Annotated in this window: 29 protein-coding genes and 1 tRNA gene; 15 read left to right on the forward strand and 15 right to left on the reverse strand. The window is 31.9% G+C overall.

Annotation, left to right across the window (positions count from 1 at the left end; all coding sequences use genetic code 11):
• Positions 1–86 precede the first annotated feature (86 nt).
• On the forward strand, positions 87–722 hold the full coding sequence (gene trmB / locus HA144_RS01250; RefSeq protein ID WP_209041739.1) for a tRNA (guanosine(46)-N7)-methyltransferase TrmB: 636 nt from the start codon (positions 87–89) through the stop codon (positions 720–722).
• Here the strand turns inward: trmB and HA144_RS01255 are convergent, their stop codons facing one another.
• Positions 723–2,075 (reverse strand): phosphoglucosamine mutase, encoded by a 1,353-nt coding sequence (locus tag HA144_RS01255; protein ID WP_209041741.1) that lies wholly within the window; start codon positions 2,073–2,075, stop codon positions 723–725.
• A gap of 136 nt (positions 2,076–2,211) precedes the next feature.
• Between HA144_RS01255 and HA144_RS01260 the strand changes: the two genes are divergently transcribed.
• A complete protein-coding gene (locus HA144_RS01260) occupies positions 2,212–2,757 on the forward strand; it encodes a thioredoxin domain-containing protein (RefSeq protein WP_209041743.1) in 546 nt (181 codons plus the stop codon).
• Between the two features lie 2 nt (positions 2,758–2,759).
• Here the strand turns inward: HA144_RS01260 and thyX are convergent, their stop codons facing one another.
• Genes thyX through HA144_RS01275 form a run of 3 tightly spaced genes read right to left on the reverse strand, consistent with a single transcriptional unit; the run spans position 2,760 to position 4,573 of the window.
• Positions 2,760–3,392: an FAD-dependent thymidylate synthase gene (thyX, locus tag HA144_RS01265; RefSeq protein ID WP_209041745.1), complete on the reverse strand. Its 633-nt coding sequence runs from the start codon at positions 3,390–3,392 to the stop codon at positions 2,760–2,762.
• Between the two features lies 1 nt (position 3,393).
• Positions 3,394–3,987: a dCTP deaminase gene (gene dcd, locus HA144_RS01270; protein ID WP_209041747.1), complete on the reverse strand. Its 594-nt coding sequence runs from the start codon at positions 3,985–3,987 to the stop codon at positions 3,394–3,396.
• Positions 3,988–3,991: 4 nt separating this feature from the next.
• Positions 3,992–4,573: a cob(I)yrinic acid a,c-diamide adenosyltransferase gene (locus HA144_RS01275; RefSeq protein WP_209041749.1), complete on the reverse strand. Its 582-nt coding sequence runs from the start codon at positions 4,571–4,573 to the stop codon at positions 3,992–3,994.
• Between the two features lie 190 nt (positions 4,574–4,763).
• Between HA144_RS01275 and ntcA the strand changes: the two genes are divergently transcribed.
• From ntcA to HA144_RS01290, 3 genes are read left to right on the forward strand one after another with little or no spacing between them, the layout of a single operon-like run.
• Complete coding sequence (gene ntcA / locus HA144_RS01280) at positions 4,764–5,498, forward strand: global nitrogen regulator NtcA (protein ID WP_209041751.1); 735 nt, start codon at positions 4,764–4,766, stop codon at positions 5,496–5,498.
• Positions 5,499–5,538: 40 nt separating this feature from the next.
• Positions 5,539–6,504: a DUF3084 domain-containing protein gene (locus HA144_RS01285; RefSeq protein WP_209041753.1), complete on the forward strand. Its 966-nt coding sequence runs from the start codon at positions 5,539–5,541 to the stop codon at positions 6,502–6,504.
• Positions 6,505–6,942 carry a hypothetical protein gene (locus HA144_RS01290; RefSeq protein ID WP_209041755.1) on the forward strand — a complete coding sequence of 146 codons (438 nt, stop codon included), beginning with the start codon at positions 6,505–6,507 and terminating at the stop codon, positions 6,940–6,942.
• On the opposite strand, the gene HA144_RS01295 is transcribed toward HA144_RS01290, so the two are convergent.
• From HA144_RS01295 to psbH, 3 genes are all read right to left on the reverse strand, one after another.
• Positions 6,923–7,180, reverse strand: a complete 258-nt coding sequence (locus HA144_RS01295) for a DUF3146 family protein (protein ID WP_209041757.1) — start codon at positions 7,178–7,180, stop codon at positions 6,923–6,925. The two genes, HA144_RS01290 and HA144_RS01295, sit on opposite strands and share 20 nt — an antisense overlap.
• 3 nt (positions 7,181–7,183) lie before the next feature.
• The gene (gene pth / locus HA144_RS01300; protein WP_209041759.1) at positions 7,184–7,786 is read right to left on the reverse strand and encodes an aminoacyl-tRNA hydrolase; all 603 of its coding nucleotides are present in this window, start codon (positions 7,784–7,786) and stop codon (positions 7,184–7,186) included.
• Between the two features lie 138 nt (positions 7,787–7,924).
• A complete protein-coding gene (psbH, locus tag HA144_RS01305; RefSeq protein WP_002805661.1) occupies positions 7,925–8,125 on the reverse strand; it encodes a photosystem II reaction center phosphoprotein PsbH in 201 nt (66 codons plus the stop codon).
• Positions 8,126–8,205: 80 nt separating this feature from the next.
• Here psbH and psbN point away from each other — a divergent pair, with 80 nt between their 5' ends.
• The 3 genes from psbN (at position 8,206) to HA144_RS01320 (ending at position 10,633) form a co-directional block, all read left to right on the forward strand.
• Complete coding sequence (gene psbN, locus HA144_RS01310; protein ID WP_209042526.1) at positions 8,206–8,358, forward strand: photosystem II reaction center protein PsbN; 153 nt, start codon at positions 8,206–8,208, stop codon at positions 8,356–8,358.
• A 133-nt stretch (positions 8,359–8,491) separates the two neighbouring features.
• Complete coding sequence (locus tag HA144_RS01315; protein WP_002805124.1) at positions 8,492–8,620, forward strand: photosystem II reaction center protein I; 129 nt, start codon at positions 8,492–8,494, stop codon at positions 8,618–8,620.
• Between the two features lie 18 nt (positions 8,621–8,638).
• A complete protein-coding gene (locus HA144_RS01320) occupies positions 8,639–10,633 on the forward strand; it encodes a DUF3769 domain-containing protein (RefSeq protein ID WP_209041761.1) in 1,995 nt (664 codons plus the stop codon).
• Here the strand turns inward: HA144_RS01320 and leuD are convergent, their stop codons facing one another.
• From leuD to HA144_RS01345, 5 genes are all read right to left on the reverse strand, one after another.
• Positions 10,634–11,257 (reverse strand): 3-isopropylmalate dehydratase small subunit, encoded by a 624-nt coding sequence (gene leuD, locus HA144_RS01325; protein WP_209041763.1) that lies wholly within the window; start codon positions 11,255–11,257, stop codon positions 10,634–10,636.
• Entirely contained in the window at positions 11,254–12,663 is a 1,410-nt protein-coding gene (gene leuC, locus HA144_RS01330) for a 3-isopropylmalate dehydratase large subunit (protein ID WP_209041765.1), read from the reverse strand. Before leuC ends, leuD begins: the two co-directional genes overlap by 4 nt.
• 13 nt (positions 12,664–12,676) lie before the next feature.
• On the reverse strand, positions 12,677–13,951 hold the full coding sequence (locus HA144_RS01335; protein ID WP_209041768.1) for a competence/damage-inducible protein A: 1,275 nt from the start codon (positions 13,949–13,951) through the stop codon (positions 12,677–12,679).
• The gene (gene glyA / locus HA144_RS01340; protein WP_209041770.1) at positions 13,948–15,219 is read right to left on the reverse strand and encodes a serine hydroxymethyltransferase; all 1,272 of its coding nucleotides are present in this window, start codon (positions 15,217–15,219) and stop codon (positions 13,948–13,950) included. Before glyA ends, HA144_RS01335 begins: the two co-directional genes overlap by 4 nt.
• Positions 15,220–15,296: 77 nt before the next feature.
• Positions 15,297–15,370, reverse strand: a tRNA-Arg gene (locus tag HA144_RS01345).
• 86 nt (positions 15,371–15,456) lie between these two features.
• Between HA144_RS01345 and HA144_RS01350 the strand changes: the two genes are divergently transcribed.
• Entirely contained in the window at positions 15,457–15,708 is a 252-nt protein-coding gene (locus HA144_RS01350; protein WP_209041773.1) for a hypothetical protein, read from the forward strand.
• Positions 15,709–15,722: 14 nt separating this feature from the next.
• Positions 15,723–16,013 carry a DUF3181 family protein gene (locus HA144_RS01355; RefSeq protein ID WP_209041775.1) on the forward strand — a complete coding sequence of 97 codons (291 nt, stop codon included), beginning with the start codon at positions 15,723–15,725 and terminating at the stop codon, positions 16,011–16,013.
• Here HA144_RS01355 and murJ read toward each other — a convergent pair.
• Complete coding sequence (murJ, locus tag HA144_RS01360) at positions 16,010–17,593, reverse strand: murein biosynthesis integral membrane protein MurJ (RefSeq protein WP_209041777.1); 1,584 nt, start codon at positions 17,591–17,593, stop codon at positions 16,010–16,012. The genes HA144_RS01355 and murJ overlap by 4 nt on opposite strands.
• 70 nt (positions 17,594–17,663) lie before the next feature.
• On the opposite strand from murJ, the gene sfsA reads away from it, so the two are divergent.
• The 4 genes from sfsA to HA144_RS01380 all read left to right on the forward strand — a co-directional run bounded on the left by sfsA (position 17,664) and on the right by HA144_RS01380 (position 21,997).
• Positions 17,664–18,404: a DNA/RNA nuclease SfsA gene (gene sfsA, locus HA144_RS01365; RefSeq protein ID WP_209041779.1), complete on the forward strand. Its 741-nt coding sequence runs from the start codon at positions 17,664–17,666 to the stop codon at positions 18,402–18,404.
• A gap of 179 nt (positions 18,405–18,583) precedes the next feature.
• A complete protein-coding gene (locus HA144_RS01370; RefSeq protein ID WP_209041781.1) occupies positions 18,584–20,044 on the forward strand; it encodes an ammonium transporter in 1,461 nt (486 codons plus the stop codon).
• An 89-nt stretch (positions 20,045–20,133) separates the two neighbouring features.
• The gene (locus tag HA144_RS01375; RefSeq protein ID WP_209041783.1) at positions 20,134–21,330 is read left to right on the forward strand and encodes a 4-hydroxy-3-methylbut-2-enyl diphosphate reductase; all 1,197 of its coding nucleotides are present in this window, start codon (positions 20,134–20,136) and stop codon (positions 21,328–21,330) included.
• Positions 21,331–21,436: 106 nt separating this feature from the next.
• Positions 21,437–21,997: a DoxX family protein gene (locus HA144_RS01380; RefSeq protein WP_209041785.1), complete on the forward strand. Its 561-nt coding sequence runs from the start codon at positions 21,437–21,439 to the stop codon at positions 21,995–21,997.
• A 1-nt stretch (position 21,998) separates the two neighbouring features.
• On the opposite strand, the gene purH is transcribed toward HA144_RS01380, so the two are convergent.
• Positions 21,999–23,555, reverse strand: coding sequence for a bifunctional phosphoribosylaminoimidazolecarboxamide formyltransferase/IMP cyclohydrolase (gene purH / locus HA144_RS01385; protein ID WP_209041787.1), 1,557 nt, complete (start codon positions 23,553–23,555; stop codon positions 21,999–22,001).
• Between the two features lie 33 nt (positions 23,556–23,588).
• On the opposite strand from purH, the gene HA144_RS01390 reads away from it, so the two are divergent.
• Positions 23,589–24,206 (forward strand): alpha/beta hydrolase, encoded by a 618-nt coding sequence (locus HA144_RS01390; RefSeq protein ID WP_209041789.1) that lies wholly within the window; start codon positions 23,589–23,591, stop codon positions 24,204–24,206.
• Here the strand turns inward: HA144_RS01390 and HA144_RS01395 are convergent.
• Positions 24,203–24,571: a DUF3155 domain-containing protein gene (locus tag HA144_RS01395; RefSeq protein WP_011819620.1), complete on the reverse strand. Its 369-nt coding sequence runs from the start codon at positions 24,569–24,571 to the stop codon at positions 24,203–24,205. The genes HA144_RS01390 and HA144_RS01395 overlap by 4 nt on opposite strands.
• Positions 24,572–24,677: the final 106 nt, after the last annotated feature.

Raw genomic sequence — 24,677 nt, forward strand, 5'->3', positions numbered from 1 at the left:
AAACTTTTACTTTTTAACTTATTATTGTCATAGTTATGAATATTATGCATCTTTCTACTATTGCGAAGAAATAAATTTATAATTTTATGAGACAGCATGTTAATCCTTTAAGTAAAAATTTTGATGAAGTTAAGATAATTCCTTCTTTGTCTCAAATGTTTGATAATACTAAATTGAATCTTCATTTGGATATAGGTTGTGCTGCTGGTCAATTTTTATTCGATCTAGCCTTAGCTAACCATAATTGGAATTATTTGGGAATCGAAATCCGTGAGAGATTAGTTATGGTTGCTAAATCAAAAGTGCAAGAAAGTGAAATTAAAAATTTGTATTTTATATTTAGTAATGCCAACAACTTTGTGAATGATTTCCAAAGTAAATTTATATTAAGTAATCTAAAAAGCATTTCTTTTAATTTTCCAGATCCATGGTTTAAAAAAAGACATTATAAAAGGCGTGTAATTCAACCAGAGTTTATTAATAATCTTTCAAATTCAATGCAAAAAGGATCCCTAATTTTTATTAAGACGGATGTAAAGGATTTATTTGATTATATGGATCGCACCATATTAAGTAATTTAAATTTTAAAAAAATAGATAAAAAGGATTTTAATTATTCCGAAAGTTTCAATCCAAATAGATTTCAAACTAGTAGGGAAAAGTATGTTATTGATAATGAACTTGATGTATTTGAGAGGATTTATATAAAATTTGATTTATGATTAATTCAGTATTTTATTAATTTCTAAACAAATTTTGCTTGTTATTTCGCTTGATAAACAATCAACATTTTTCTGATTCTTGGCCTCCACAAGTACTCTAATAAGAGGTTCTGTGCCGCTAGGTCTTATGTAGACTCTACAATTATCGGAATAAATTGAGTGATATTTTTCTATGGTTTGATTAATTAAGTCTCTAGATTTTTGATTTATTTTATTAATATTGCAATCTAAATTAATGTTGGTTAATTTCTGTGGAAAAGGTTCGAAACTACTTTTAAGCCATTCATTTAAAGTGATTTTTTTCTTTTTACAGTATTTAGAAATTTGAATTGCAGTCAATATCCCGTCTCCAGAAAAGTTATTAATTTCTGAGAGTATATGACCGGACTGTTCACCTCCTAAGACAGCATTTTGTTCCTTAATTGCGTCATAAACAAATTTATCTCCCACATCAGTTCTATATAAAATTCCACCAATTTTGTTCCAAGCTTTTTCAAAACCCATATTTGCCATTTCAGTTGAGATTATTAAATTATTTGTAAGAACTTTTTGTTCCTTAAGTTCTCTACCCCACAGAAAGAGGATATGATCTCCATTCAATTCATTGCCCATAGAATCTAATCCAATTACTCTATCGGCATCCCCATCGAAACTAAATCCCATATCTGCAGGATTATCTATTAGTGTTTTTTTTAATGGTAAGAGGTTAGTAGAACCACAATTAAGATTAATTTTTAATCCATTTTTAGAGTTATTAATAACTCTTACATCTGCACCAAGATTTTGAAAAATATTTTTTGCGCAGGTGGTCGCTGATCCATAGCATGTATCTAAAATAATTTTCATGCCGCTTAAATCCTCTCCTCCCATTGTTTGGATTAAGCTTTGCACATAACTATCAATAAGCTCTTTATGAGGTTTTAAAGAGATCTCATTTGTAGTATCTGATAAATTTTGATTTGAATCTTTAATTAATTTTTGAATTTTATTTTCATGGTTTTTGGTAATTTTATGACCATTTTGATCAAAGATTTTTATGCCATTGTATTCGGGCGGATTATGACTGGCAGATATCATTATTCCGCTACCCATTTTCTCTTGTTTTATTAAAAAAGGAATTGCTGGGGTAGGGCAGATTCCAACATTAATAAATTTTTTGCCACTCGCATTTATTCCTCTTCCTATTGCCTGAAGCAGAATATTTCCACTAATCCTGGTATCTCTTCCAATTAATATTGGATTATTATTTTCTAAAGACAAACCGAGAGCATATCCAACTTTATATGCTAAGGAATAGGTAATCTCTTTATTAAATCTTCCCCTTATTCCATCAGTTCCAAAGATTGATTGCATAATGATATTTCAGGAATTAAATATACTTTTCATATTATTTAGTTCACATTTTATCAGTTGATTAAAAGTTAAGAGATTAAAATTCTCTTTATTTGTTTAACTTATATAAGATGTTTTTAGATATCAAGTACTTATAGTGCAATCTGAGGGTAGAGAAACATTTGTAAATCTAAACTTAAAAGCGATCATCATTTTGCTTGTTTCTATTTTAATTGTTTTTTTGATTTTATTTAGAAACCTTTTTTTTCAAGCTAATTACCTTCTTAAGAGTTTTGGGGAATTATCTATTGATCCTGAAATAGCTTTTAATAACAATAAGCCTACTTTTCTTGAATTTTATGCTGAGTGGTGTGAAGTTTGCAAAGAAATGGCTCCCAAAGTATCTTCTTTGAAAGATGAATATGAAAAAGATATTAATTTTGTTTTTTTAAATGTTGATAATCAAAAATGGGATAATTACATCCGAAGATTTAAGGTAAATGGAATACCTCAAGTTAACCTCTTTGATAAAAAAGGTAATTTACAATCAACTTTTATTGGTAAACAAGAAGAAATTACAATAAAAGATTCTATTGATAATCTTAAGAGAGATGCTAAACATCAAGAAGAAATTTTTAATTCTGAATTTTCAGTTATCAAGGAAAATAAAATTCATCAAGTCGACCCTCGAAGTCATGGATAATTTCACCACTCTAGAGATTTTGATACAATTGGAAAACTTTTTTTAAAAATAGACTTACAGGCTTGAGCAATTGATTTATGCTCTTTTTGAGTACCATGAGCTGATCTTAAATTAATGTAATGTATCCATGATCTGCATGATCCCGACATGTAAATTCTTGTTGGAGTTGCTAATGGTAAAACAAATCTCGCACATTCTTTAGCTATACCTTCAGCAAGTAATTCTTCATATAATTCTGAAGCGGCTTGAAAATGTGAAGAAATTTTTTGATTGAATCTTTTTTTTAACTCATAAGGAAGGTCAGGAATGGAATTCTGTCTATTTTTAAAATCTTGTCTTCTCAAATCTGGCAGTGGGATATCTCCTAATTGCGAGCTATCAGCATATCTCTGGGAAAATTCCTGGAAAGTAAATGATCTATGCCTCAAAATTTGAGCTGCAATTCCTCTATTTGTTTCTATTTGTAATGTCATAAATGACTGTTCAAAGACACTCCAATGTTCATTTTTAATGCAATAACTCAATAGCTTAGAATAGTCTTCATTTTTCTGATTTTTTGGATTACTAACTCGTGCAATATAAGCCATTGTTTTTTCTGCATCAGGAGTTAGCGAAATTAGCTCAACTTTACTCATTTTAGATCTTTGCGAGAGTTACCTTTTCTGGTTGATTTTGATATTTGCCTTTTCTATCTTCATAAGTTGTAGAGCAAGGATCACCTTCAAAAAAGAGTAATTGGCAGATTCCTTCATTAGCATAAATCCTGCAATCTGCACCTGAACTATTACTAAACTCTAAAGTGAGGTGACCTTCCCATCCTGCTTCTGCGGGGGTTGTATTAACAATAATTCCTAGTCGTGCATAAGTACTTTTGCCGATACAAATTACAGTTATATTTTCAGGTACTTTCATCTTTTCTAAAGCCACTCCTAATCCATAGGAGTGAGCAGGAAGAATGAAAAACTCTCCATCTTCATCATGATGAAGAATAGTTTTTTCTAGGTTATCAGGATTAAATTTTTTAGGATTCATCACTGTTCCTGGGACATGTCTAAAAATTAAAAATTCTTTTGATGAAAGTCTTAAGTCATATCCATAAGAAGAACATCCGTAACTCAAAACTGGCTTTTGTTGATTATTAGGCTCAAGATGCCTAACTAAATTAGATTGGAAGGGATTTATCATTCCTTCCGAAGCTTTTTGATTTATCCAGAGATCATTTTTAAGCATTGTTTTATGAGCGAAGTTCAGTGATTTGGTTAGCCATTAATAATAAATCTTTAGGAATGCTTGTACCTGTAAGGATTACATCTCCAGATATAAATCGGTTTTCAAGTGTTGAAATCAAATCATCCTTATCTATAATTTTCATCTCAATTGCAAGAAAAATTTCATCAAGAATGATTTGATCATATTTGCCAGAAAGTAACTCTTTTTTGCAAAAAATCCATAATTCATAAATAGATTCATGAATAATTTCTTTTAAATTTTTATTTTTTTCAATTTCTTCAGAATTAAATTCATCGTAGGATTGTGATGCTCTGATCCAAGTTAAATTTCCACAAAGCTTAACAGCATTAGCAAGCCCTTGTTTAACCCCTCCCTTCATAATTTGTACTAAAAGTACTTTTCTACCGAGAGCAGCATTTCTTAGAGAGTCTCTAATAATAGAGGAATAATTTCCTCTATAAGAAGATTGATAGATTTGTATTTGCCCATTCTGTTTAAGTTTTTTGACATTTGTTTTATTGGGAGCACTTATTTCTACAACATCAAGATTACTTTCGGAATAATTATGAGCTGAACTAATGACCATTATTTTAGATTTTTTTCTACATGCAGTATAATTTGAATTTGATTACACTGCATATAGTGTAATTTTACTTAAAAAAGCGTTGGTAAACTTGGAGACATTGGCAGAGAAATTTATAAAAATTAAAAAATGTTACTGTTGATACAAGATATTTTTAGGTGACTTCTTAAGTTTTTTAATAGTTAGAATATTTATGATACCTTCTTCTCGAGGATTCAGCAGATTTAGTTCGCAACTGTCCGGCCAAAGTAAAATCAACTCAGTTGGAGAACGTTTTCCAATAAATAGAACTTTAATGGAAGTAATTAAAGGTCTTGATGGTGCAAGCACAGAAATGGTTGAAAGATCGAAAACAATATTTTTCCCAGGTGATCCTGCAGAGAGGGTTTATCTAATAAGAAGAGGAGCAGTAAGACTATCAAGAGTTTATGAGTCAGGTGAAGAGATAACTGTAGCTCTTTTAAGAGAGAACAGTCTTTTTGGTGTTTTATCTCTTCTAACAGGCCATAGATCTGATCGGTTTTATCATGCCATAGCTTTTACAAGAGTTGAAATGATAACAGCACCTGCGAACTCAGTGTTAAGAGCGATAGAGGAAGACGCGTCAGTAGGATTATTATTGTTGCAAGGCCTTTCAAGTAGGATCCTTCAAACAGAAACAATGATAGAAACTCTTACTCATAGAGATATGTCTTCTCGTCTTGTAAGCTTCTTAATGGTTCTTTGCAGAGACTTTGGAGTTGCAAGTGAAAAAGGAATTACAATAGATTTAAAGCTTTCTCATCAAGCTATCGCTGAAGCTATTGGATCAACCCGAGTTACGATAACAAGATTATTAGGAGATTTAAAGGATTCTGGTCTACTCACTATTGAAAGAAAAAAGATTACAGTATTTGATCCTATAGCTCTTGCAAAAAGATTTAATTGATACATCATTAAATTATGATGTATCCAGAATATGCTATTAAGTGGCTTGGATTTTAATTGTTTTTTTAATATTGCTTGGAGGTTTAATTGCGCCATTTGGTGACCTGCTTGGGACAAAAATTGGTAAATCAAGATTTAGTATATTTAAATTAAGACCAAAGAAAACAGCTACAATTGTCACTGTAATAACTGGAGGGTTTATTAGTTCAATATCAATAGGGCTATTGATTTTGGTTAGTGAAGAATTTAGGCAAAGACTTTTTGTCGATATTCCTTTTTTGCAAAAAACTTTAGATGAAAGTAAAAAGGCTCTTATACCACTGCAAGAAGAACGAGAAAAACTTGAAGATAAAATTATTAAGAAAGAAAAGGAATTAAATTTACTAAAAAATAGTATTAGTGAATTTAGAAGAGGGAATATTGTTATTAAAAGAGGTCAAACTTTATTTATCGCTGAGGTTAGTTCAAGTTCTAACATAAAATTAGACTTAGCAAAAATTTATAATGAAGCTGATAAATTTGTTCGAAGAATTGTTGTGCCAAGTAATAAAGAAGCAAAAAATATTCTTTTGTGGAAACCTAGTGATATTACAAAAATCGAGACTGTAGCTGCCCAAGGGGGTAATTGGATCTTATCAATTAAATCGGCAACAAATGTCTTAAGAGGGGATAATTATGTTTTTGTATCACCTGATTTGTTAGAGAATAAATTTATAGTCAAAAAAGGAGAGGTTATTAAAAGCTCCATTCTGGGGAAAAGTGATTTTAATCGTAAATCTATAAACTTAAAAATTAAGTCATTATTAAGAGAAACAAGAGATGAAATAAAATCTAAAGGCTCACAAGCTAATGAAATTAAAACTAGTGGAAATTTTGTAAAAAAAATCACAGACTTCCTCAAAGACAATCAAAATGTAAAATTTAAGTTAGAAGTAGTCTCTTTGAGGGATAGTAAAACCGCAGAACCCATAGTTGTTGAAATTAATATTTTAAAGGTATTGCCTTGAATGCCTAAAGTAATAACTATTGATCCCGGGAAAAGTAAATGTGGCTTAGTTTTAGCTGAAATAAGTGAAAAAAAAATTTATAAAGCCATCATTCTTAAAAGTGAGCTAATTGAAGATTATGTAAAAAATTTAATTAAAGTTGAAGACATATCTAAAATTATTATTGGTAACGGCACGACCAGTGGAGATATCATAAAAAAAATAAATCTTTTTACAAAAGAAATAATAACTTTTGAAGAAAAAAATACTACTTATAGAGCCAAAGAAAGATATTTTGAACTGTTCCCAATTAGAGGTTTGATGTTTTTGATACCTAGGGAGGTTTTTATTCTTAATAAAAATCTTGATGCGATATCAGCATTAATTATTCTAGAAGATTATTACAAAATAAAGTTTACTTTTAATCAAAATATAGACTTTAAAACTTGGCTGAAATAAGGAACTTATATTCATTGCCTGCTTCAAGTTCATAATCTTTTTTCAATAAAAATCTTAATAGGGAGTCCTCAATTAATGCTCTTCCCAAAGGAGGATTTACTAACAATACGCCTTTATAAAAAGACCATGTAAAATCCCATTTAAATTGACTGGCCTGTACAACACCCTTAATTTGCTTTTTTGTAAAGCAATATTCTTTAATACTTACATGGGCAATTGTTTCTGGTTTGGATCGCATTTTTTATAATTGGTCTTGATTAAAAGAATTTAATTCGTTTATTATCAATTCTTCATTTTTAGTGTTTAATTGCTCTAGTGATTCAATTACCTTTTTATATACTTTATCGAGGATTGATTTTTCTTCTAGCGAAATATTCCCTAATACATGAGAAATAGTATTGAAATTATTTGTACTGCTAATTAATGGAGGTGAACCAATACCAATTCTTATTCTATTAAAGTTTTGAGTATGCAATTTTTCAATTATGCTTTTGAGACCATTATGACCACCTGAGCTGCCTTTCTTCCTAAATCTTATTTTTCCAATTGGAAGATCCTTATCATCTACTACTATAAATATCTTATCTAAGTTAATTTTGTACCAATCTACTATTGCTTTGACAGCATCACCACTATTGTTCATAAACGTATTTGGTAAAAATAACCTGTAAGTGGAATTATCGATTTTGAATTCAGAGCATGAACTTTTAAGTTTATCCTTTAAAATAAAATTTGAATTATATTTTTTTGCGAGACTTTCAAGTATCAAAAAACCAATATTATGTCTATTTTTAGAATATTTTTTTCCAGGATTACCCAATCCTATTAAATATATATCATTCATGATGTATTTCTAAATCTCTTTTCATTGAGAATAATATATAAGCAAACTATAACTAAGTAAATTTAAACCTTAATCCCAAAGAGTTAGTTTAAAAATTTTTAGATTGATAAAGTAGCTCCTCGAGAGAGTCTCAGTCGTTTAGTTTCCGTTCCAATCTACTGAGAAACCTTGTAGTAGTAGAGATTGGTTATAAATTTGTAGAAGAATAACTAAAAAGACTAAAAGTAAAAGACCTATAACTGTCATAACTGGAACAGCTCCCCAACCAGGAACAACTTTACCTTGACCAGAATTGCCAATTGCTTTTAAAAGGCTTCCTAAAGCAGTTTTTTGACCCATGATGAATTCACAAAATCGAATATTATTTCGTTATTGTATAAGAACTAATACATAATTTGTTTACAAACTTATCAAAATTGATGCAAACTTTATCATCAGCTCCAGATCCCGCTGTTTCTATAGCAGTTACAATACTGGCAATATTACTGGCTTTAACAGGCTTTGGTCTTTGGACTGCTTTCGGACCCAAAGCAGCCAAGCTTTCAGATCCTTGGGATGATCATGATGATTGAACCAGTAATACTCTGATAACTGCAGAAAAAAGTATTTCAAAATTTACCAAAAATACAAAAAGTAAACCTTTTACCATAATTTAAATATAAATTTAATAGGATATAAATCTATTTAGCCTAATTAATTAGTTTCATGCTCGCTCTTAAAATTTCTGTTTACACGATTGTTTTTTTCTTTGTAGGAATATTTCTTTTCGGATTTTTGGCAAGTGATCCAACAAGAACCCCTAATAGAAAAGATCTAGAAAGTCCTCAAGATTAAACTTTTAATTTTTATAAATTGACTTTAGGAATAGCAAAAAAGTTTATTTTTACATCTTTTTTATTTATTAATTTTATACAGCCAACAAAATCTGCTGATTTACAAAAAATTAATAATGGTTCTACTAAAGGGAATTTATCAAAAAAGGTAGATATTAAAAAATCATTTAATTTCTCAAATTCATTTTCTAATACTTTTCATATAATATCTTCTAATCATAAACTGTTAAATAAAAATTCTGGGCCATTAAAAGCTGATATTCAAGACAATTACAATCAGATATTAATCCAATCCGATCAACAATCTGAATTAAATGGTATTATTTATGCAGAGGGTAACGTAATCGTTGAATACCGAGGAAAAATTCTTAAAGCTGATAATTTAATTTATGATAAGTCGTTAAAAAAAATTAGTGCGAATGGCAATATTGCTTTAGTAATTGAGGATCAAGTTTTTAAAACTTCCGAGCTAGAATACAGCTTTATTGATGAAAAAGGTTATTTGTTAGACGTTAAGGGATCTTTTAATACTGATACCTTAATGGATGACTTATCCGCAAATTTTAGTTCATCAGATCTTAACAAGATAAAAACTTTACTGGAATTTAAAAAATCGGAAGTATTAAATACCCCTGGAAAGGTTGTAAATTGGTTGTTTTCCACAGATAAAATAACTATAGATGGTGAAAAATGGAGAAGTAAAAAGGCTGTATTTAGTAATGATTTACTTGAATTTAAACAAGTTAGAATAGTAATCAATTCATTAGAAGTGATTCCTGAGGCAGAGAAATTACGATTTAAGTCATCTATAAATCATTTAATTTTTGATGAAAAATTATCAATTCCATTTTGGGTTGGAGATAGAACTTTAAGTAGGGCTGGAGGAATCTCTAACGTTGATAACAGATGGAATTTAGGATATGAAAATTTAGATAAGGATGGGTATTTTATAGGGAGAAAATTTAACCCTATAGATATATCTGATGATTTTACTCTTGATTTAGAGCCGCAATTCCTAATTCAACGCTCACTAAAGGGTTATACAAAAAGCTTTGTAAATAATGGCGAATCAATAACTTCAGAGAGGGTGAAGAGAAATGCAAATTTAGAAGATTATTTCGCCCTAAAATCTAAAATAAAAGGCAGAATAAATAATTGGGACTTAGAAATAGACAAGAATTTGAGTTCTTTTAGTTTTGAAAAATTTTCAGATGCTTTTAGGTTAAAAACTAAATTTAGTAAAGAAATAAATTTTTTAGATTCAAATTGGGATAAAAGCCTTTACGGAATTTATAGAGAAAGGGTTTGGAATGGTTCACTGGGTGAAGCTGAAATTTACTCAGGTTATGGTTCAAAATTACAAAAAGAAAATAGTTGGGTGGTTAATGGCATTAAAAAGAGAGAAACTTTTTCTTTAGGTTTGGCAGATATAACAGCAGAGGCTTTAAATACAAAAATTCTTGTAACAAACCTAAAAGGTAATGTATTTTATGCTTTAGACCAAGAATTCCCTTTGAGTATCAAAGATCCGAAAAGTAAATCTGTAGATGTTTCATATAAGTATATTTCTGAACCAATCACAAAAGGATTAACTCTTAATACAAGATTAGAAGCTTCTTATTCTTTCTATGAAAATGGAGAACATCAAGACTATTTAGGTTTAGGTATGGGCCCAGAATTAACATTGGGAAATTTTAAAAATAAAACTTTCGACTATACTCGTATTAGCCTTTTTCCTTTTTATAGATTTAACAGTGGAGAGAGTGTTTTTAAATTCGATCAAAATAATGATAATTTCACTTTAAATATTGCTTATGATCAGCAATTATTTGGACCAATTATTCTAAAAAGTGAAGGTACTTTGAACTTAACAAGTGATGCAGAAAATTACGGTGAGTTTATAAATTCGAAAATATCATTAAATTGGAAAAAAAGAAGCTATGAATTAGGCATTTACTATCAACCTCACAACCAAGCAGGTGGTGTTTCTTTTAATCTTTTTGGATTTAGATAGCTAAAAGAGATGAGCATTAAATTTTAAATAGGGCAAATTATTATATTTATTTTCAATAAGATTTTCATTCTCAAGGAGTGTTGAAGTTGCGTCCCATTCTCCTGATAAAAACATTTTTTTTGTGCTTTCCTTAATATCAAGGTCAAAATTTAAATATTTTGATTTTGCTAATGAATTTTTAAGATCAATTTCGAAAAACAAACTTTTATTATAGTTATATTTTTGAATATCTTGTATTGATTTTTTTGAAAGTGTGAAACAAGGAATTCCAATAGCAATACAATTGCTATAAAAAATTTCGGCAAAACTCTCTCCTATAATCGCTTTTATACCCCATCTAATGAGTGCTTGGGGGGCATGTTCCCTGCTGGAACCGCATCCAAAATTGCTATTAACAATAAGTATTGAGGCATTCTTATTTTTATCTAGGTCGAATGGATGCTCTCCCTTTAAATTTTTTCTATCATCCGCAAAAACTGATTTCCCCAGTGAATCAAAATTAACACACTTTAAGAAACGGGCAGGTATTATTCGATCCGTATCAATGTCGTTACCAATCAATGAAATGCATTTCCCTTTTATTTGTGAAATTTTTCCAATTGGTGAGCTAAATTGCGAATTCATTTGTTTATAAATTCCCTAACGTCACTTACTTTGCCATTAATTGCAGCAGCGGCAACCATTGCTGGACTCATTAGAAGTGTTCTTCCGCTTGGAGATCCTTGTCTGCCTTTGAAATTTCTATTACTCGAACTAGCACTAACTTGATTACCTACTAGCTTATCTGAATTCATTGCTAAACACATTGAGCAGCCTGGCTCTCTCCATTGAAATCCAGAATCCTCAAAGATCTTATCAAGACCTTCTTTTTTTGCCTCAATAGCTACTTTTTCCGAACCGGGCACTACAAATGCTTTTACTTTCTTAGATACTTTTTTGTGTTTCAAAATCTTAGCAGCAACTCTTAAATCGCTTATTCTACCGTTGGTGCAACTACCTATAAAACAAACATCAACTGGAGTATCTTTTATTGATTGGCCTGGCTTGAAACCCATATATTCATATGCCTCTTCAGCAATAAATTGGTCATTTGAGGATAAATCATCGATAAGAGGTATCTGTTGATTAATGCCTATACTTTGACCGGGAGTAATCCCCCAAGTTACGGTTGGTTCTACTTTCGAAGCATCTAATTTAACTACATCATCATAAATAGAATTTTCATTGCTTTTTAATGATTTCCACCACAAGAGTGCTTTGTTCCAATTTTCATTTTTGGGAGCACATAATTTATTTTGAATATAATTGAAGGTTTTTTCATCAGGATTTATATAACCGCATCTCGCTCCCCCTTCAATTGACATATTGCATATAGTCATCCTCTCTTCCATTGATAAAGCATCAATAGCAGGTCCTGCAAATTCGTATGCAAAACCTACACCAGCCTTTACACCGAGTTCATTAATAATATGAAGCACTAGATCCTTAGCATAAACCCCATGAGATAGTTTATTTTCACACCAAATTTGCCTTACCTTCAATTTGTTCATCGCGATGGTTTGGGTAGCAAGAACATCTCTCACTTGGCTTGTACCTATGCCAAAAGCAATTGAGCCAAAAGCTCCATGAGTTGAAGTATGAGAATCTCCACAAGCTATTGTCATACCAGGCTGTGTCAATCCCAATTCTGGAGCCACTACATGAACTATTCCTTGATTTCCACTACCAATATTAAAAAATTTTATTTTATGTTGTAAGCAGTTCTTTTCAAGTGTTTCAATCATTTGCTCTGCAAGATTATCTTTGAAAGGTCTGCTTTGATTATCTGTTGGCACAATATGATCAACTGTAGCAACAGTTCTACTAGGGAATTTTACTTTTAAATTTTTGTCTTTTAAAGCGCCAAATGCTTGAGGACTTGTTACTTCGTGGATGAGGTGAAGACCAATAAAAATTTGGTCCGAGCCGCCAGGAAGACTGGAGACTTTGTGTAAATCCCAAACTTTATCAAATAATGTATCTCGACTCAATTTGTAAAAAAAGCTACTTACTATTCGATAATAGGATTAATCTTAAGCTGTTCAAACACACATTTACACTTAGTGTTTGAATTTCAATTCTATTTCGGGTTGCGTTAAATATTTTTTTGATATTGGTAATATGGTTATTTGGTCCTGCAATCGAAATATATACTAGTCCAATAGGTTTCTCTTGAGTTCCTCCATTTGGACCAGCAATTCCACTGATAGCAATTGCCCAGTCTGCTTTTAATGTATTTTTGACATTAATTGCCATAGCCTCACAAACCTCTTCAGAAACAGCTCCATATTTATTAAGCTTTTCTTCCGAAATATTTAATAATGAATTTTTTAGCTCATTACTGTAGGAAACAATGCTCCCTTTAAAAACTTGAGACGAGCCTGATATTGATGTTAGTGATGATGATAGGAGGCCTCCCGTACAGGATTCGGCAAAAACAATAGTTTGGTTCCTCTTGGTTAATTCTTTTATTAAAACGCTAGGAAGCGTATCATTATCTTCTCCAAAAATAAACTTTGAAAACTTTTTTTTTAATTTTTCCTTTATGGGTTTAATAATATTCTTTGCTTCCACTTCATTCTTTGCTTTAGCAGTGATTCTTAGTTTAACTTCCCCCAAATTTGCGTATGGAGCTACAGTAGGATTTTTAAGATTTAATAGATCATTAATTTTTTCTGCAACACTAGATTCTCCAATACCTGCAAATTTAAGAGTATTTGAAAAAAAGGAAGAATTATCTGAGAATTTGGTTTTAATGAAATCACACGCCGTCTCTTCCCACATAGTTTTCATTTCACTTGGTACTCCAGGGAAAGTAAGAATAGTAAATCCTTTTATTGGTTCCCATATCATTCCTGGGGCAGTACCCCTTGGATTATTAATTATTTGAGCATTTTTTGGGAAGAGACATTGTTTCCTTAAGCTAGATGAATCGTCCTGGAGTTTTGAGGTTGGCATTTTTTGTTTTATTTCATCCCATAAGTGCGGTCTTTCAAAAAGAGTTACATTAAAAGATTTGGCTATTGCTTCAGTAGTTAAGTCATCTGGGGTGGGTCCCAAGCCACCAGTTGTAATTAGAAGATTACTTCTTTTCGATATTTCTTGAATTACTTTTATAATTCGATCATAATTATCGCCTACAGTTGATTGCCTAAAGTGATTTAAGCCTAATTGAGATAACTGTTCAGAAATCCATTGAGCATTGGTATTGATAATATTTCCTAAGAGTAGCTCTGTTCCAATAGAAAGAATTTCAACTCCTTTGGAGTTAGGACTCATTTAATTGATGCTTCAAGTTTGCCTTCATAAAGAGGAAAACGATTACATAAGGTTAATACTCTTTCTTTACATTGACTTTCAATGAGTGAATCGTCTGGGTTTAGTAATCTATCAGCAATAATTTCGCCAACTTCAGCAAAAGCATTCTCATTAAAGCCTCTAGTAGTTAAGGCGGCAGTTCCCAACCTTAGTCCGCTGGTTACAAAAGGTGATTCAGGGTCAAATGGAACAGTATTTTTATTTGCAGTAATATTCACTTCACTTACAAGCAAGTCAGCAATTTTACCAGTCATATTTATACTTCTTAAATCGAGTAAAACAATATGGTTGTCAGTTCCTCCACTCACGATATTGATACCTCTATTCATTAAAGTTGAAGCTAGAACTTTTGCATTTTTTATTACTTGTTGGGAATAATTAACGAAATCTGGCTGCAAGGCTTCTCCAAATGCAACTGCTTTAGCTGCAATTATATGTTCGAGGGGACCACCCTGAGTTCCAGGGAAAACAGATTTATCAAATTTCTTTCCAAATTCTGCATCTTTACATAAGATAAGTCCCCCTCTAGGACCTCTTAATGTTTTATGAGTAGTTGTAGTTACTACATCACAATAAGGGATCGGATTTGGGTGAAGTTTACTTGCTACAAGACCGGCAATATGTGCAATATCAGCCATTAAGAAAGCACCAACTTCATCTGCAATATTTCTAAATGATTCAAAATCGATTTTTCTTGGATAAGCAGAATATCCGCAAATGATCAATTTTGGTTTTGTTTCAAGTGCTATATCTCTTATTTCATCAAAATTTAATTCACTAGTTTCTTTATTTACACCATAGTGAACTGCATTGAACCACTTACCACTCATATTTACTGGAGACCCATGAGTTAGGTGTCCACCATGAGATAAATCCATCCCCATGATTGTGTCACCAGGTTTAAGTAGACTTAGGAAAACAGCAGCATTTGCCTGTGCTCCACTATGGGGTTGAACATTAGCCCAATTTGCATTAAATAATTTTTTCGCTCTCTGAATCGCTAATTCTTCGATTTCATCAACAAATTCACATCCTCCGTAGTATCTTTTTTGAGGTAATCCCTCGGCGTATTTATTTGTAAGGACGGAACCTTGAGCCTGCATAACGGCAATTGATGCGAAATTTTCGCTTGCGATTAACTCAAGATGAGTTTCCTGCCTATTTTTTTCAGAGTTGATAAAATTTGATATTACTGGATCACTTTCTTTAAGATTTTGAAGAATATTCATTGAATTTGATAAGTAATACCCATAATATAGACGATATTTTTTAGAAAAATATAAAAAGAATATTTCATAATTTTAAACGCGCCTGGAGAGATTCGAACTCCCGACACCCTGATCCGTAGTCAGGTGCTCTAATCCACTGAGCTACAGGCGCATAATTATGTAATATCTCTGTTTCAGGGTCTCTTAGTCAACTAGATTTCAGGTAAAATATCTATTATTAACAATCTTATTATTAATATGCCTATAAAGTGGTACGGAAATGGTGATTTAGAAGATCCCATCTATAAACATTTTTCTCGAATAGTAAATTTTGTTATTCACTGCATGATATTTACTGCGATAGTAAGCGGCACTTGGCTTTTAAAAGAAATTAAATATGAAATAGCTTTTTTTAATAATTTTGCAATTTTCTGGTCAATTCTTTTAGCCTCCCATTTACTATTTGTAATTATGAAAAAACCTAAAGATACTTCAAAACAATCAATTTAATTAATTTTTAATTTATGGACTATCAGGTACGAATAAGTGATCTAGAAAATATTATTTCAGAAAAGGTTTTTATAAAAATAGAAAAGTGGAATTTATATCTTGGAGATGCTGGCCTAGCAAGAAATCTCGCTATTGAATGTATAAGCAATAAAGATCAAGGGCCATTGGAGGCTGCGAAAATAAGTTTGAAAGCAATAAATGTAAAAGTAGGGGATGGTGTTAACAGTATTCCACTGATAAATTTAATAACTAACTCACAAATTCTAGAATTAGAGGAGATTTTGGAAAGTTTTTTTGCAAACTAAATCTTTTTTTTATAAACTTTAAATTTATTTACTTTCAGGAATTTTGTAAGAAAAAAATAGATTACAAAAAAAGTTAGAGATCCAAATATTAATAATAAAAATTCTCCGAGATTTGAATTGAAGTTATTTGTAGTTTTAAGAATACTAAAACAAAGGGAGCTGTCTATAAATGCCGCTAATGTCATGAGGGTAATTTTCTTAAATAAATCCAAGTTAGGCAAGTGGATATTTTCATTTCTCAGATTAAAAGAAAGCAAAACACAAACTATAAAGTTGACTATTACTGAAGATAAAATTATTCCTATTACTCCGAAATTATATGGAGAAAGATTTCCAAAATTATTAATTGGGGCACCGATTAACAACCAATCAAAAAAAATATTTAACACTATACCTGCAAATGATGACTTGAAAGGGAAGGTTGTTTTTTCTATTGAATAGTAAGTTCTTACTAATAAATCTCTATAAAGATAAAAAGGTATGCCAACTCCATAAGCAATTAATATATTCTTTACTTTTAAAGCCGCTGAATAATCAAAAGATCCTCTCTGAAAAACTAACTGTACTATTTGATTATTAAATGTTATGAAAAATGCGGCTAAAAAAATAGTGGTCAAGAAACAGTACTCTATTCCAGAGATCAATTTTTTTTGTAGGCCTATATAGTCTTTATCACTTCTGAATTTTGAGAATTTTGGAAGTAATGGCAAAATCAAAGAGTTAGATAATATGCCTAATGGGGCTTGTATCAGAAAGTTTCCGTAAGCTAGTCCCGATGCTGCTCCTTGAAAACTTGAAGCGAAAAACATATCTATAAAAACATTAATTTGACTGAGACCAGATGAGATAGATGCTGGAATAATTAGTTTGAAAATCCTCCTTTCTTCATCATTTAATAATTGGAATTTTGACTTTAACCTCAAAAGACCAATTTTATTTATTTCCGAAATTTGAACAACAAACTGAATTAACGTTCCGGTCAAAGTTGCAAAAGCTAGTAATCCCGTGTACCTAAAGAAATGAGAATATGCATTTTCTTTATTGATAATCCAACTTAATAAAATAAAAAAAATAGTAGTTAGGCTTGTTATTGCTGGACTTATACTTGATAAAAAGAATTTTCTTTGGGAATTTAAGGCGCCAAAGCTTAAACCTATGAATCCGGACAAAGGGATACAAGGTGTAAGTATTTTTAATTGGTAAGTGGCAATTGATTTAGCTTCGTAACTTAAATTGGGGGCTAATAATTCAATTAGTAAACTGGAATTAATATATATCAATATAGCTAACCCAATTAATAATATTGAAAGTTTTATACTTACTTGAGTTAAAACAATTCCGCCATTTTTCTTGTTAAGGGGAGTTAGAACTGCAACGACTGCGTTATGTAGGGGACCATTAATCCCTCCAATGATTATTAGCAAAAAACCTGGAATTATATAGGCATAATTAAATGCGTCGTATGTTACCCCAACTCCAAAAGCAGCAGCTATAAATATTTGTCTTATACATCCAACTAATTTACTAAGACTAGTACCAAATGAAATTGAAAAAACATTATTTTTTAAAAATGAATGCATTTGGATTTGCCTAAATTTTTCAAGAAGTTTAAGTTTCAATTATATTTGATTTTTAACTAACGACATATTTATGAATGATCGGATAATTGAATTTGATCCATTAATCGAAGGAGTTTTAATCAAGAGGTATAAAAGGTTTCTTGCAGATATAAAATTAGAGAGCGGAGAGGTAGTAACTGCTCATTGCGCCAACACAGGCCCAATGAAGGGACTTTTGAGTGAGGGAGCAAAGGTGAGAATAAGTGTTTCCCCTTCTCCAAAAAGAAAATTACCTTTTACTTGGGAACAGATATGTGTTTCAGATTCAAAAAATGAGGAGGTATGGGTTGGAGTTAATACTCTATTTGCAAATAAGTTAATCAAAAAGGTTATTGAGAAAAATTTGCTTGACGAAATAATAGGAGAAATAGAAACAATAAAATCTGAAGTTCCCTATGGAAAAGATAAAAAAAGCAGAATTGACTTTTTTTTAACTCCAAAATCTTCAAATCCTGATAAACGTAACATTTACTTAGAAGTTAAAAATACGACTTGGATCAGAGAAAATGTTGCTCTATTCCCTGATACAGTAACGAAAAGAGGCCAAAAACACCTCATAGAATTAAAGGAATTAATTCCTGAAAGTAAAAGTATATTAGTACTTTGTATTACAAGAAAAGACGCTTGTTTTTTCGCCCCTGGAGATGAGGCAGATCCCTTGTACGGCAATCTTTTTAGAGAATCTTTAAGTGCAGGAATGATAACCATTCCTTGTTCCTTTGAATTTCATAAAGACCACATATCATGGAGAGGAATTAAACCTTTGAAATAAATAAAATCTTGATATTTTGAAACTTCTAAAAATCAAATTTTTTAATTTAACAAATATTTTTTTAAGGTGCAACTATAAAAATGGTATCAACAACTACTAGACACCGATAAGTTTTTTGAATAAATTTAAATTTGAAAGGAAACAGTAAAACTGTTTTTTTGCAGATCTAATTTTTTTTTATGACCACTGCTTTGCAAACGCCTCAAAGGCGCTCTAGGTCCAAACTCCAAGATGCAAGTCTTGTGAATGGACCTATGCTCCTTTTGAGGAGTATTCGAGGATTTAGTTCAAACCGCTCCATGTTGTGGCTTGCAACTGTTCCCCTAGCTTTGTTTGGTTTAGGTATTTTTAATCTTTCAGCTCACGCAGCTGATTTACCTGAGTTGAATGCAGCTTTTCTTGCTAACAATTTATGGCTTTTGATCGCTACTATTCTAGTGATCTTTATGAACGCCGGTTTCGCTATGGTTGAGGCAGGTATGTGCCGTTCTAAGAACGCTGTTAACATTCTTGCTAAAAACCTCTTTGTATTTGCTCTAGCTGTAACTTCTTATTGGTTTATCGGCTATTCATTAATGTACGGAGGTAGTGTTGCCGACGGTTGGCTTTATTTTGGCGGCTTATTTTTTGATCCAACAGTTACTGCAGATATGGTAACTGATGCTGGATTAGTCCCAACTGTTGATTTCTTGTTCCAGTCTGCTTTTGCAGGAACTGCAGCAACTATCGTTTCCGGTCTTGTTGCTGAAAGAGTTAAATTTGGAGAATTTGTTGTTTTTGCGATTGTATTAACTGCATTTATTTATCCAATTGCTGGTAGCTGGAAATGGAATGGTGGCTGGCTTGATTCTTTAGGTTTTGTTGATTTTGCTGGTTCTTCAATTGTTCACTCTGTTGGAGCATGGGCAGGTCTTGTAGGAGCAATGCTTCTTGGACCAAGAATTGGCAAATACTCTGATGGAAAACCACAGGCAATGCCAGGACATAATATGGCTATAGCTACTTTGGGTGCATTAGTTCTATGGATAGGTTGGTATGGATTTAACCCTGGTTCTCAACTTGCTATGGACCAATGGGTTCCATATGTTGCTGTAACAACTACTTTGGCAGCAGCAGCTGGTGCTATTGGAGCAACTATTGTTTCAACATTAACTTCTGGTAAGCCTGACCTTACAATGATTATTAACGGAATCCTTGCAGGATTAGTTAGTATCACAGCTGGTTGTGGCGATATGACACTTGCTGGGGCCTGGTTTGCAGGACTAGTTGGTGGAATTATCGTTGTATTCTCTGTTGCAGCTCTTGATGCTGCTGAGATCGATGATCCTGTAGGTGCATTCTCTGTTCACGGAGTTTGTGGTGTATGGGGTACTGTAGTTATCGGTCTATGGGGTACAGCTGTACAAGGTGATGGCGCTGGTATGGGATTGTTTAATGGTGGAGGTATTAGCCTTCTTCTAATTCAAGCCCTTGGTGCTGCAGCTTATGCTATCTGGACACTAGTTACTTGCTGGATCGCTTGGTCTGTAATTGGAGGATTATTCGGTGGAATCCGAGTATCTGAAGAGGAAGAGACTCAAGGCCTAGATATAGGAGAGCACGGAATGGAAGCATATCCAGACTTTGCATCTGCTAAATAATCAAATCTAAAATTAACTTTAGAAGCCTGACTTATGTCAGGTTTCTTTTTTTTTGCGAAAAATTATTTGAAATGTTGTACTATCAAAGGATGGACACACAAGCTTTTAGAAGGTCTCTTCATCATTCTGATCGATATAATAGAAGGGGCTTTGATTCTCCAACAAAAAGAGCTCAAGCTTTAGAGGAGGCTTATCAAAGTGATTTGATAAGTTCTATAAGAGATAATGGTTTTACTTACACTAAAGGTAGACTTAATATTAAGTTAGCTCAAGCATTTGGTTTCTGTTGGGGGGTTGAAAGAGCGGTAGCGATGGCTTATGAGACTAGAAGACATTATCCTAATGAGAATATTTGGATAACAAACGAAATAATTCATAATCCCTCGGTTAATGATCACTTAAGAAAAATGAATGTAAAATTCATTTCAGCTAAAAATGGAATTAAAGATTTTTCGTTAGTTTCTAATGGTGATGTAGTTATACTTCCTGCTTTCGGAGCCACTGTTCAAGAAATGAAGCTCCTTCATGAGAAAGGTTGCCATATCATTGATACAACTTGTCCATGGGTTTCTAAAGTTTGGCATACAGTCGAAAAACATAAGAAACATGTTTTTACATCAATTATTCATGGAAAATTCAAGCATGAAGAAACTCTGGCCACTAGCTCATTCGCAGGTAAATATTTAGTTGTACTTGATCTTGAAGAAGCAAATTATGTATCTGAATACATTATGGGTAGAGGTAATAGAAATGAATTTATGAATAAATTTGCTAAAGCTTGTTCTGATGGATTTGATCCTGATAAAGATTTAGATAGAGTCGGAGTTGCTAACCAGACAACTATGCTAAAAAGTGAAACCGAAGAAATTGGAAAAGTTTTTGAAAGAACTATGTTAAAAAAATTTGGCCCAGAAAACTTAAATAGCCACTTTTTAGCTTTTAATACTATCTGTGATGCAACCGAAGAGAGACAAGATGCTATGTTCTCATTAGTTGATGAAGACCTAGATATTCTTGTCGTTATAGGAGGCTTTAATTCTTCAAATACTACTCACTTACAAGAAATAGCAATTACAAAAAATATCTCTTCTTTTCACATAGATACACCAGAGAGAATATCAGTTGAAGAAAATTCAATATTACATAAGCCACTAGGATCAGATTTACAACTTAAAAATAATTTTTTACCTAGTGGGAAAATTAATGTTGGAATTACTTCAGGTGCATCAACTCCTGATAGGGTTGTTGCAGATGTTATTGAGAAGTTAGTTGATATTACTTCTTAAATTTGTCATCTAATTTATAACTTTACTTAGTTTTTTAAATTTATTAGTTAGATAATTCCAAAATATCTACTTTATTATTTAGAATATAAAAAATAATTTATGAAGTATGGAAGACAAAGCACAATCTAATCAGGTTCAATCAGCCAGTATGAATAGAAATAAAGCACCCCAAAAAGTTGAAGTTGTAGTTGCTAATCCATCTTCAGGTTCTGAGGTAAATATTCTTGGGGAACTATCTATTTTTGTTTTAAGAATTGGTTTTTGTGCTTTGATGATCCATCATGGCTTAGAGAAACTTCAGGATCCACAAGGATTTGCTGAGTTTGTAGTTGGTAAATACTTCCCATTTTTGCCAGGTGATCCTGTTATTTGGACATTTGGAGCAGCGATCACTCAATTAGTATGCCCATTAGGGTTGGCTTTAGGGATATTTGCAAGGCTTTCTTCTCTAGGATTATTCTCTACAATGGCATTTGCTGTTTATTTTCATCTATTAGATACCGGCCTAGAAGGTTTTCCTCTTGCAGTAGTTGAAGGACATAATTACGCATTCGAGTTGTCTTTTATATATGGAGCTATTTCTTTATATTTTTTATGTGCAGGTCCTGGCAGACTCTCTTTATTTAGAAAGACTAACAAAATTACATATTATCCAAAATCAACTTAACTTAATGCAAAAAATGCCTTTTTTGCGTAAATACCATTGAGATTCCTTTTGTATCACACATATCGATACTTTCTTGGTCTCTTAGACTTCCTCCAGGTTGTACAATAGCCCTTATACCATACTCATTAGCAAGTTCTACAGTATCTGCAAAAGGAAAAAATCCATCGCTTGCCAATACTGCATCAGAACATAAACTTCCCGCAGCTTTTAATGCAATTTTTGCGGCTCCAACTCTATTCATTTGTCCAGCTCCAATACCAATAGTTTTTTGGTCTTTTGCAATAACAATTGCATTTGATTTCACGTGTTTACAAATTTTCCATGCAAAATTTAGATCTAAAGCCATTTGATTATTAGGAATTTTTCTAGTTACTGAAATCCAACTTTCAGTTTGTTCTTCACTATCATCAGTGTCTTGAACTAGTAATCCTCCCATTATTGATTTAGTAGAAGTTTGGTTCTTTTTTGAAAGGTTATCTTTTGATAACTTTAAAATTCTTAAATTCTTTTTGATTTTTAAAATTTCTAAAGCTTCTGCATCAAAAGATGGGGCAACGACACACTCTAAGAAAATATCTTTGAGGTTATTTGCGGTATCAGTATCCACATTTGCATTAAAAGCAACTATTCCTCCAAATGCACTAACTGTGTCGCATTTTAAAGCATTCAAAAATGCTTGAGAGGTTGAATTGCTTATAGAGGCACCACAAGGGTTATTGTGTTTTAGGATTACAGAAGCAAAGGTGTCTGTTGTAAGCTTGCTTTTTTCTTCTTCGTAGCCAAATTCTAAAACTGTAGAAAGTGCCGACTCAAGATCTAATAGATTGTTATAACTTAATTCTTTACCTTGTAGCTGTTCTGCTGAGTTCCATCCAATATTACTTAAACCATACCAAAAAGCTTTTTGATGAGGATTCTCCCCATATCTTAAGGTTTTGATTAGTGGATAAGATTCAATATATTTGGAATGTTGTAGACCCTTTTCTTTACTTATCCAATTAGAAATTGCGGTGTCATAGTCAGCTGTATGTTGAAAAGCTTCAAAGGCTAATTTTGCTTTATATGAGTCCTTTAATTCCCCTTTTTTACTTTCTTCAAGAAAATTTTGATATTGACCAGGATCTACTAAAACGGAAACGTCTTTATGATTTTTAGCTGCAGAACGAATCATTGATGGCCCTCCAATATCTATATTTTCAATAGCATCTTCCCATTTAGCTCCTTGATCTACAGTTTTTTTAAAAGGATATAAATTGACAACTACTAAGTCAATTAACTCAATATTGTTAGCTTCTATGTCTTCTTTGTGTTCCTTGTCATTTCTTTTGGCTAATATTCCCCCGTGAATTTTTGGATGTAAAGTTTTAACTCTTCCTCCAAGAATTTCTGGAGAATTAGTAAAATCTGCAACTTTAATAACTGGAATTTTTGCTTCTATAAGATGTTTAGCAGTTCCTCCACTTGATAGAATTTTATAATTAAATTGCTCTACCAATTCTTTACAAAATGGGATTATATTTCTTTTATCAGAGACACTTACTAAAGCTAATGGAGACATTATGGGAAAGTTTACTTACTTAAGAATATAAACATGAAATATGCTATCAATCATGAATTTGTCTCGATTAGCTCTCAAACTGCAACTCATAGAATTATTTTGATGCATGGTTGGGGAGCTGATTCAGATGACCTTTTAACATTTGGAAAAGAGATGTCTGAAAAAATAAATCTTGATTTTGAGGTAATTTCTTTGAGAGCTCCTGGATTACATCCAAGTGGTCAGGGAAGGCAGTGGTATGGATTATACCCACATGATTGGAATGGAGCTGAGATTGAAGTTAATAAACTTTTAGCTACATTAAAAAATTTTGATACTGATCAAATTCCACTAAAAAAAACAATTTTGTTGGGTTTCTCTCAGGGGGCGGCAATGGCAATTGATGCAGGATTTAAATTAAATTTTGGACTAATTGTTGCTTGTAGTGGTTATCCTCACCCTAACTGGTCCCCGGGTGAAAAATGCTCCCCAATGATTATTAGTCATGGTTTATTTGATGACGTCGTGCCTATAGACGCTTCTAGGAATATTTATGAAAAGGTAAAGAATAAGTCTTCTAAATTATGTGAATTATTAGAATTCGATGGATTTCATCAAATTGATTCAAATTTAATTAATTTTATAAGTCTAAATATAAGTAATATTTTTTAAACAAAAGCATATTCGTATTCTTCAATCTCTTCCCAATCATCTGCAGTAAGTTCTAGACCCTCAAATATTTTTTCTTCACCAATTCCTTCAACTACAACTTTTAGTGATGGAAATAGAAAATGATTTTCTTCAGCATACTGGGCGCTAAATAACCCTTTTTCACCCCAAAAAAACCTATCGGTGGTATGTTCATTTCTTCTGACATTGAAAACTGAAGGCGCAGATAGAGCATTTTCTGCTATGAATCTTCTTGCTGCTGTAACTGGTTTATGTTTGCCAGTTTCGATATGATAGATAGGAACATGTGCCATTACTCTTTGGCCAGCCAATCTTCTTCTGCTGATTCTTTTCCTTTTTTTTGACATTGATTGGTACTCCAGAAATTATTTATCAGATTAGTCTTATTTATTTTTACTAATCTTATATATGTGATTTTAAATTCACTTCAAATTACATAGAGGACCCATCAAC

Origin of the sequence: Prochlorococcus marinus XMU1404, from assembly GCF_017696175.1 — a bacterium.
Taxonomy (GTDB): Bacteria; Cyanobacteriota; Cyanobacteriia; order PCC-6307; family Cyanobiaceae; genus Prochlorococcus_A; species Prochlorococcus_A marinus_X.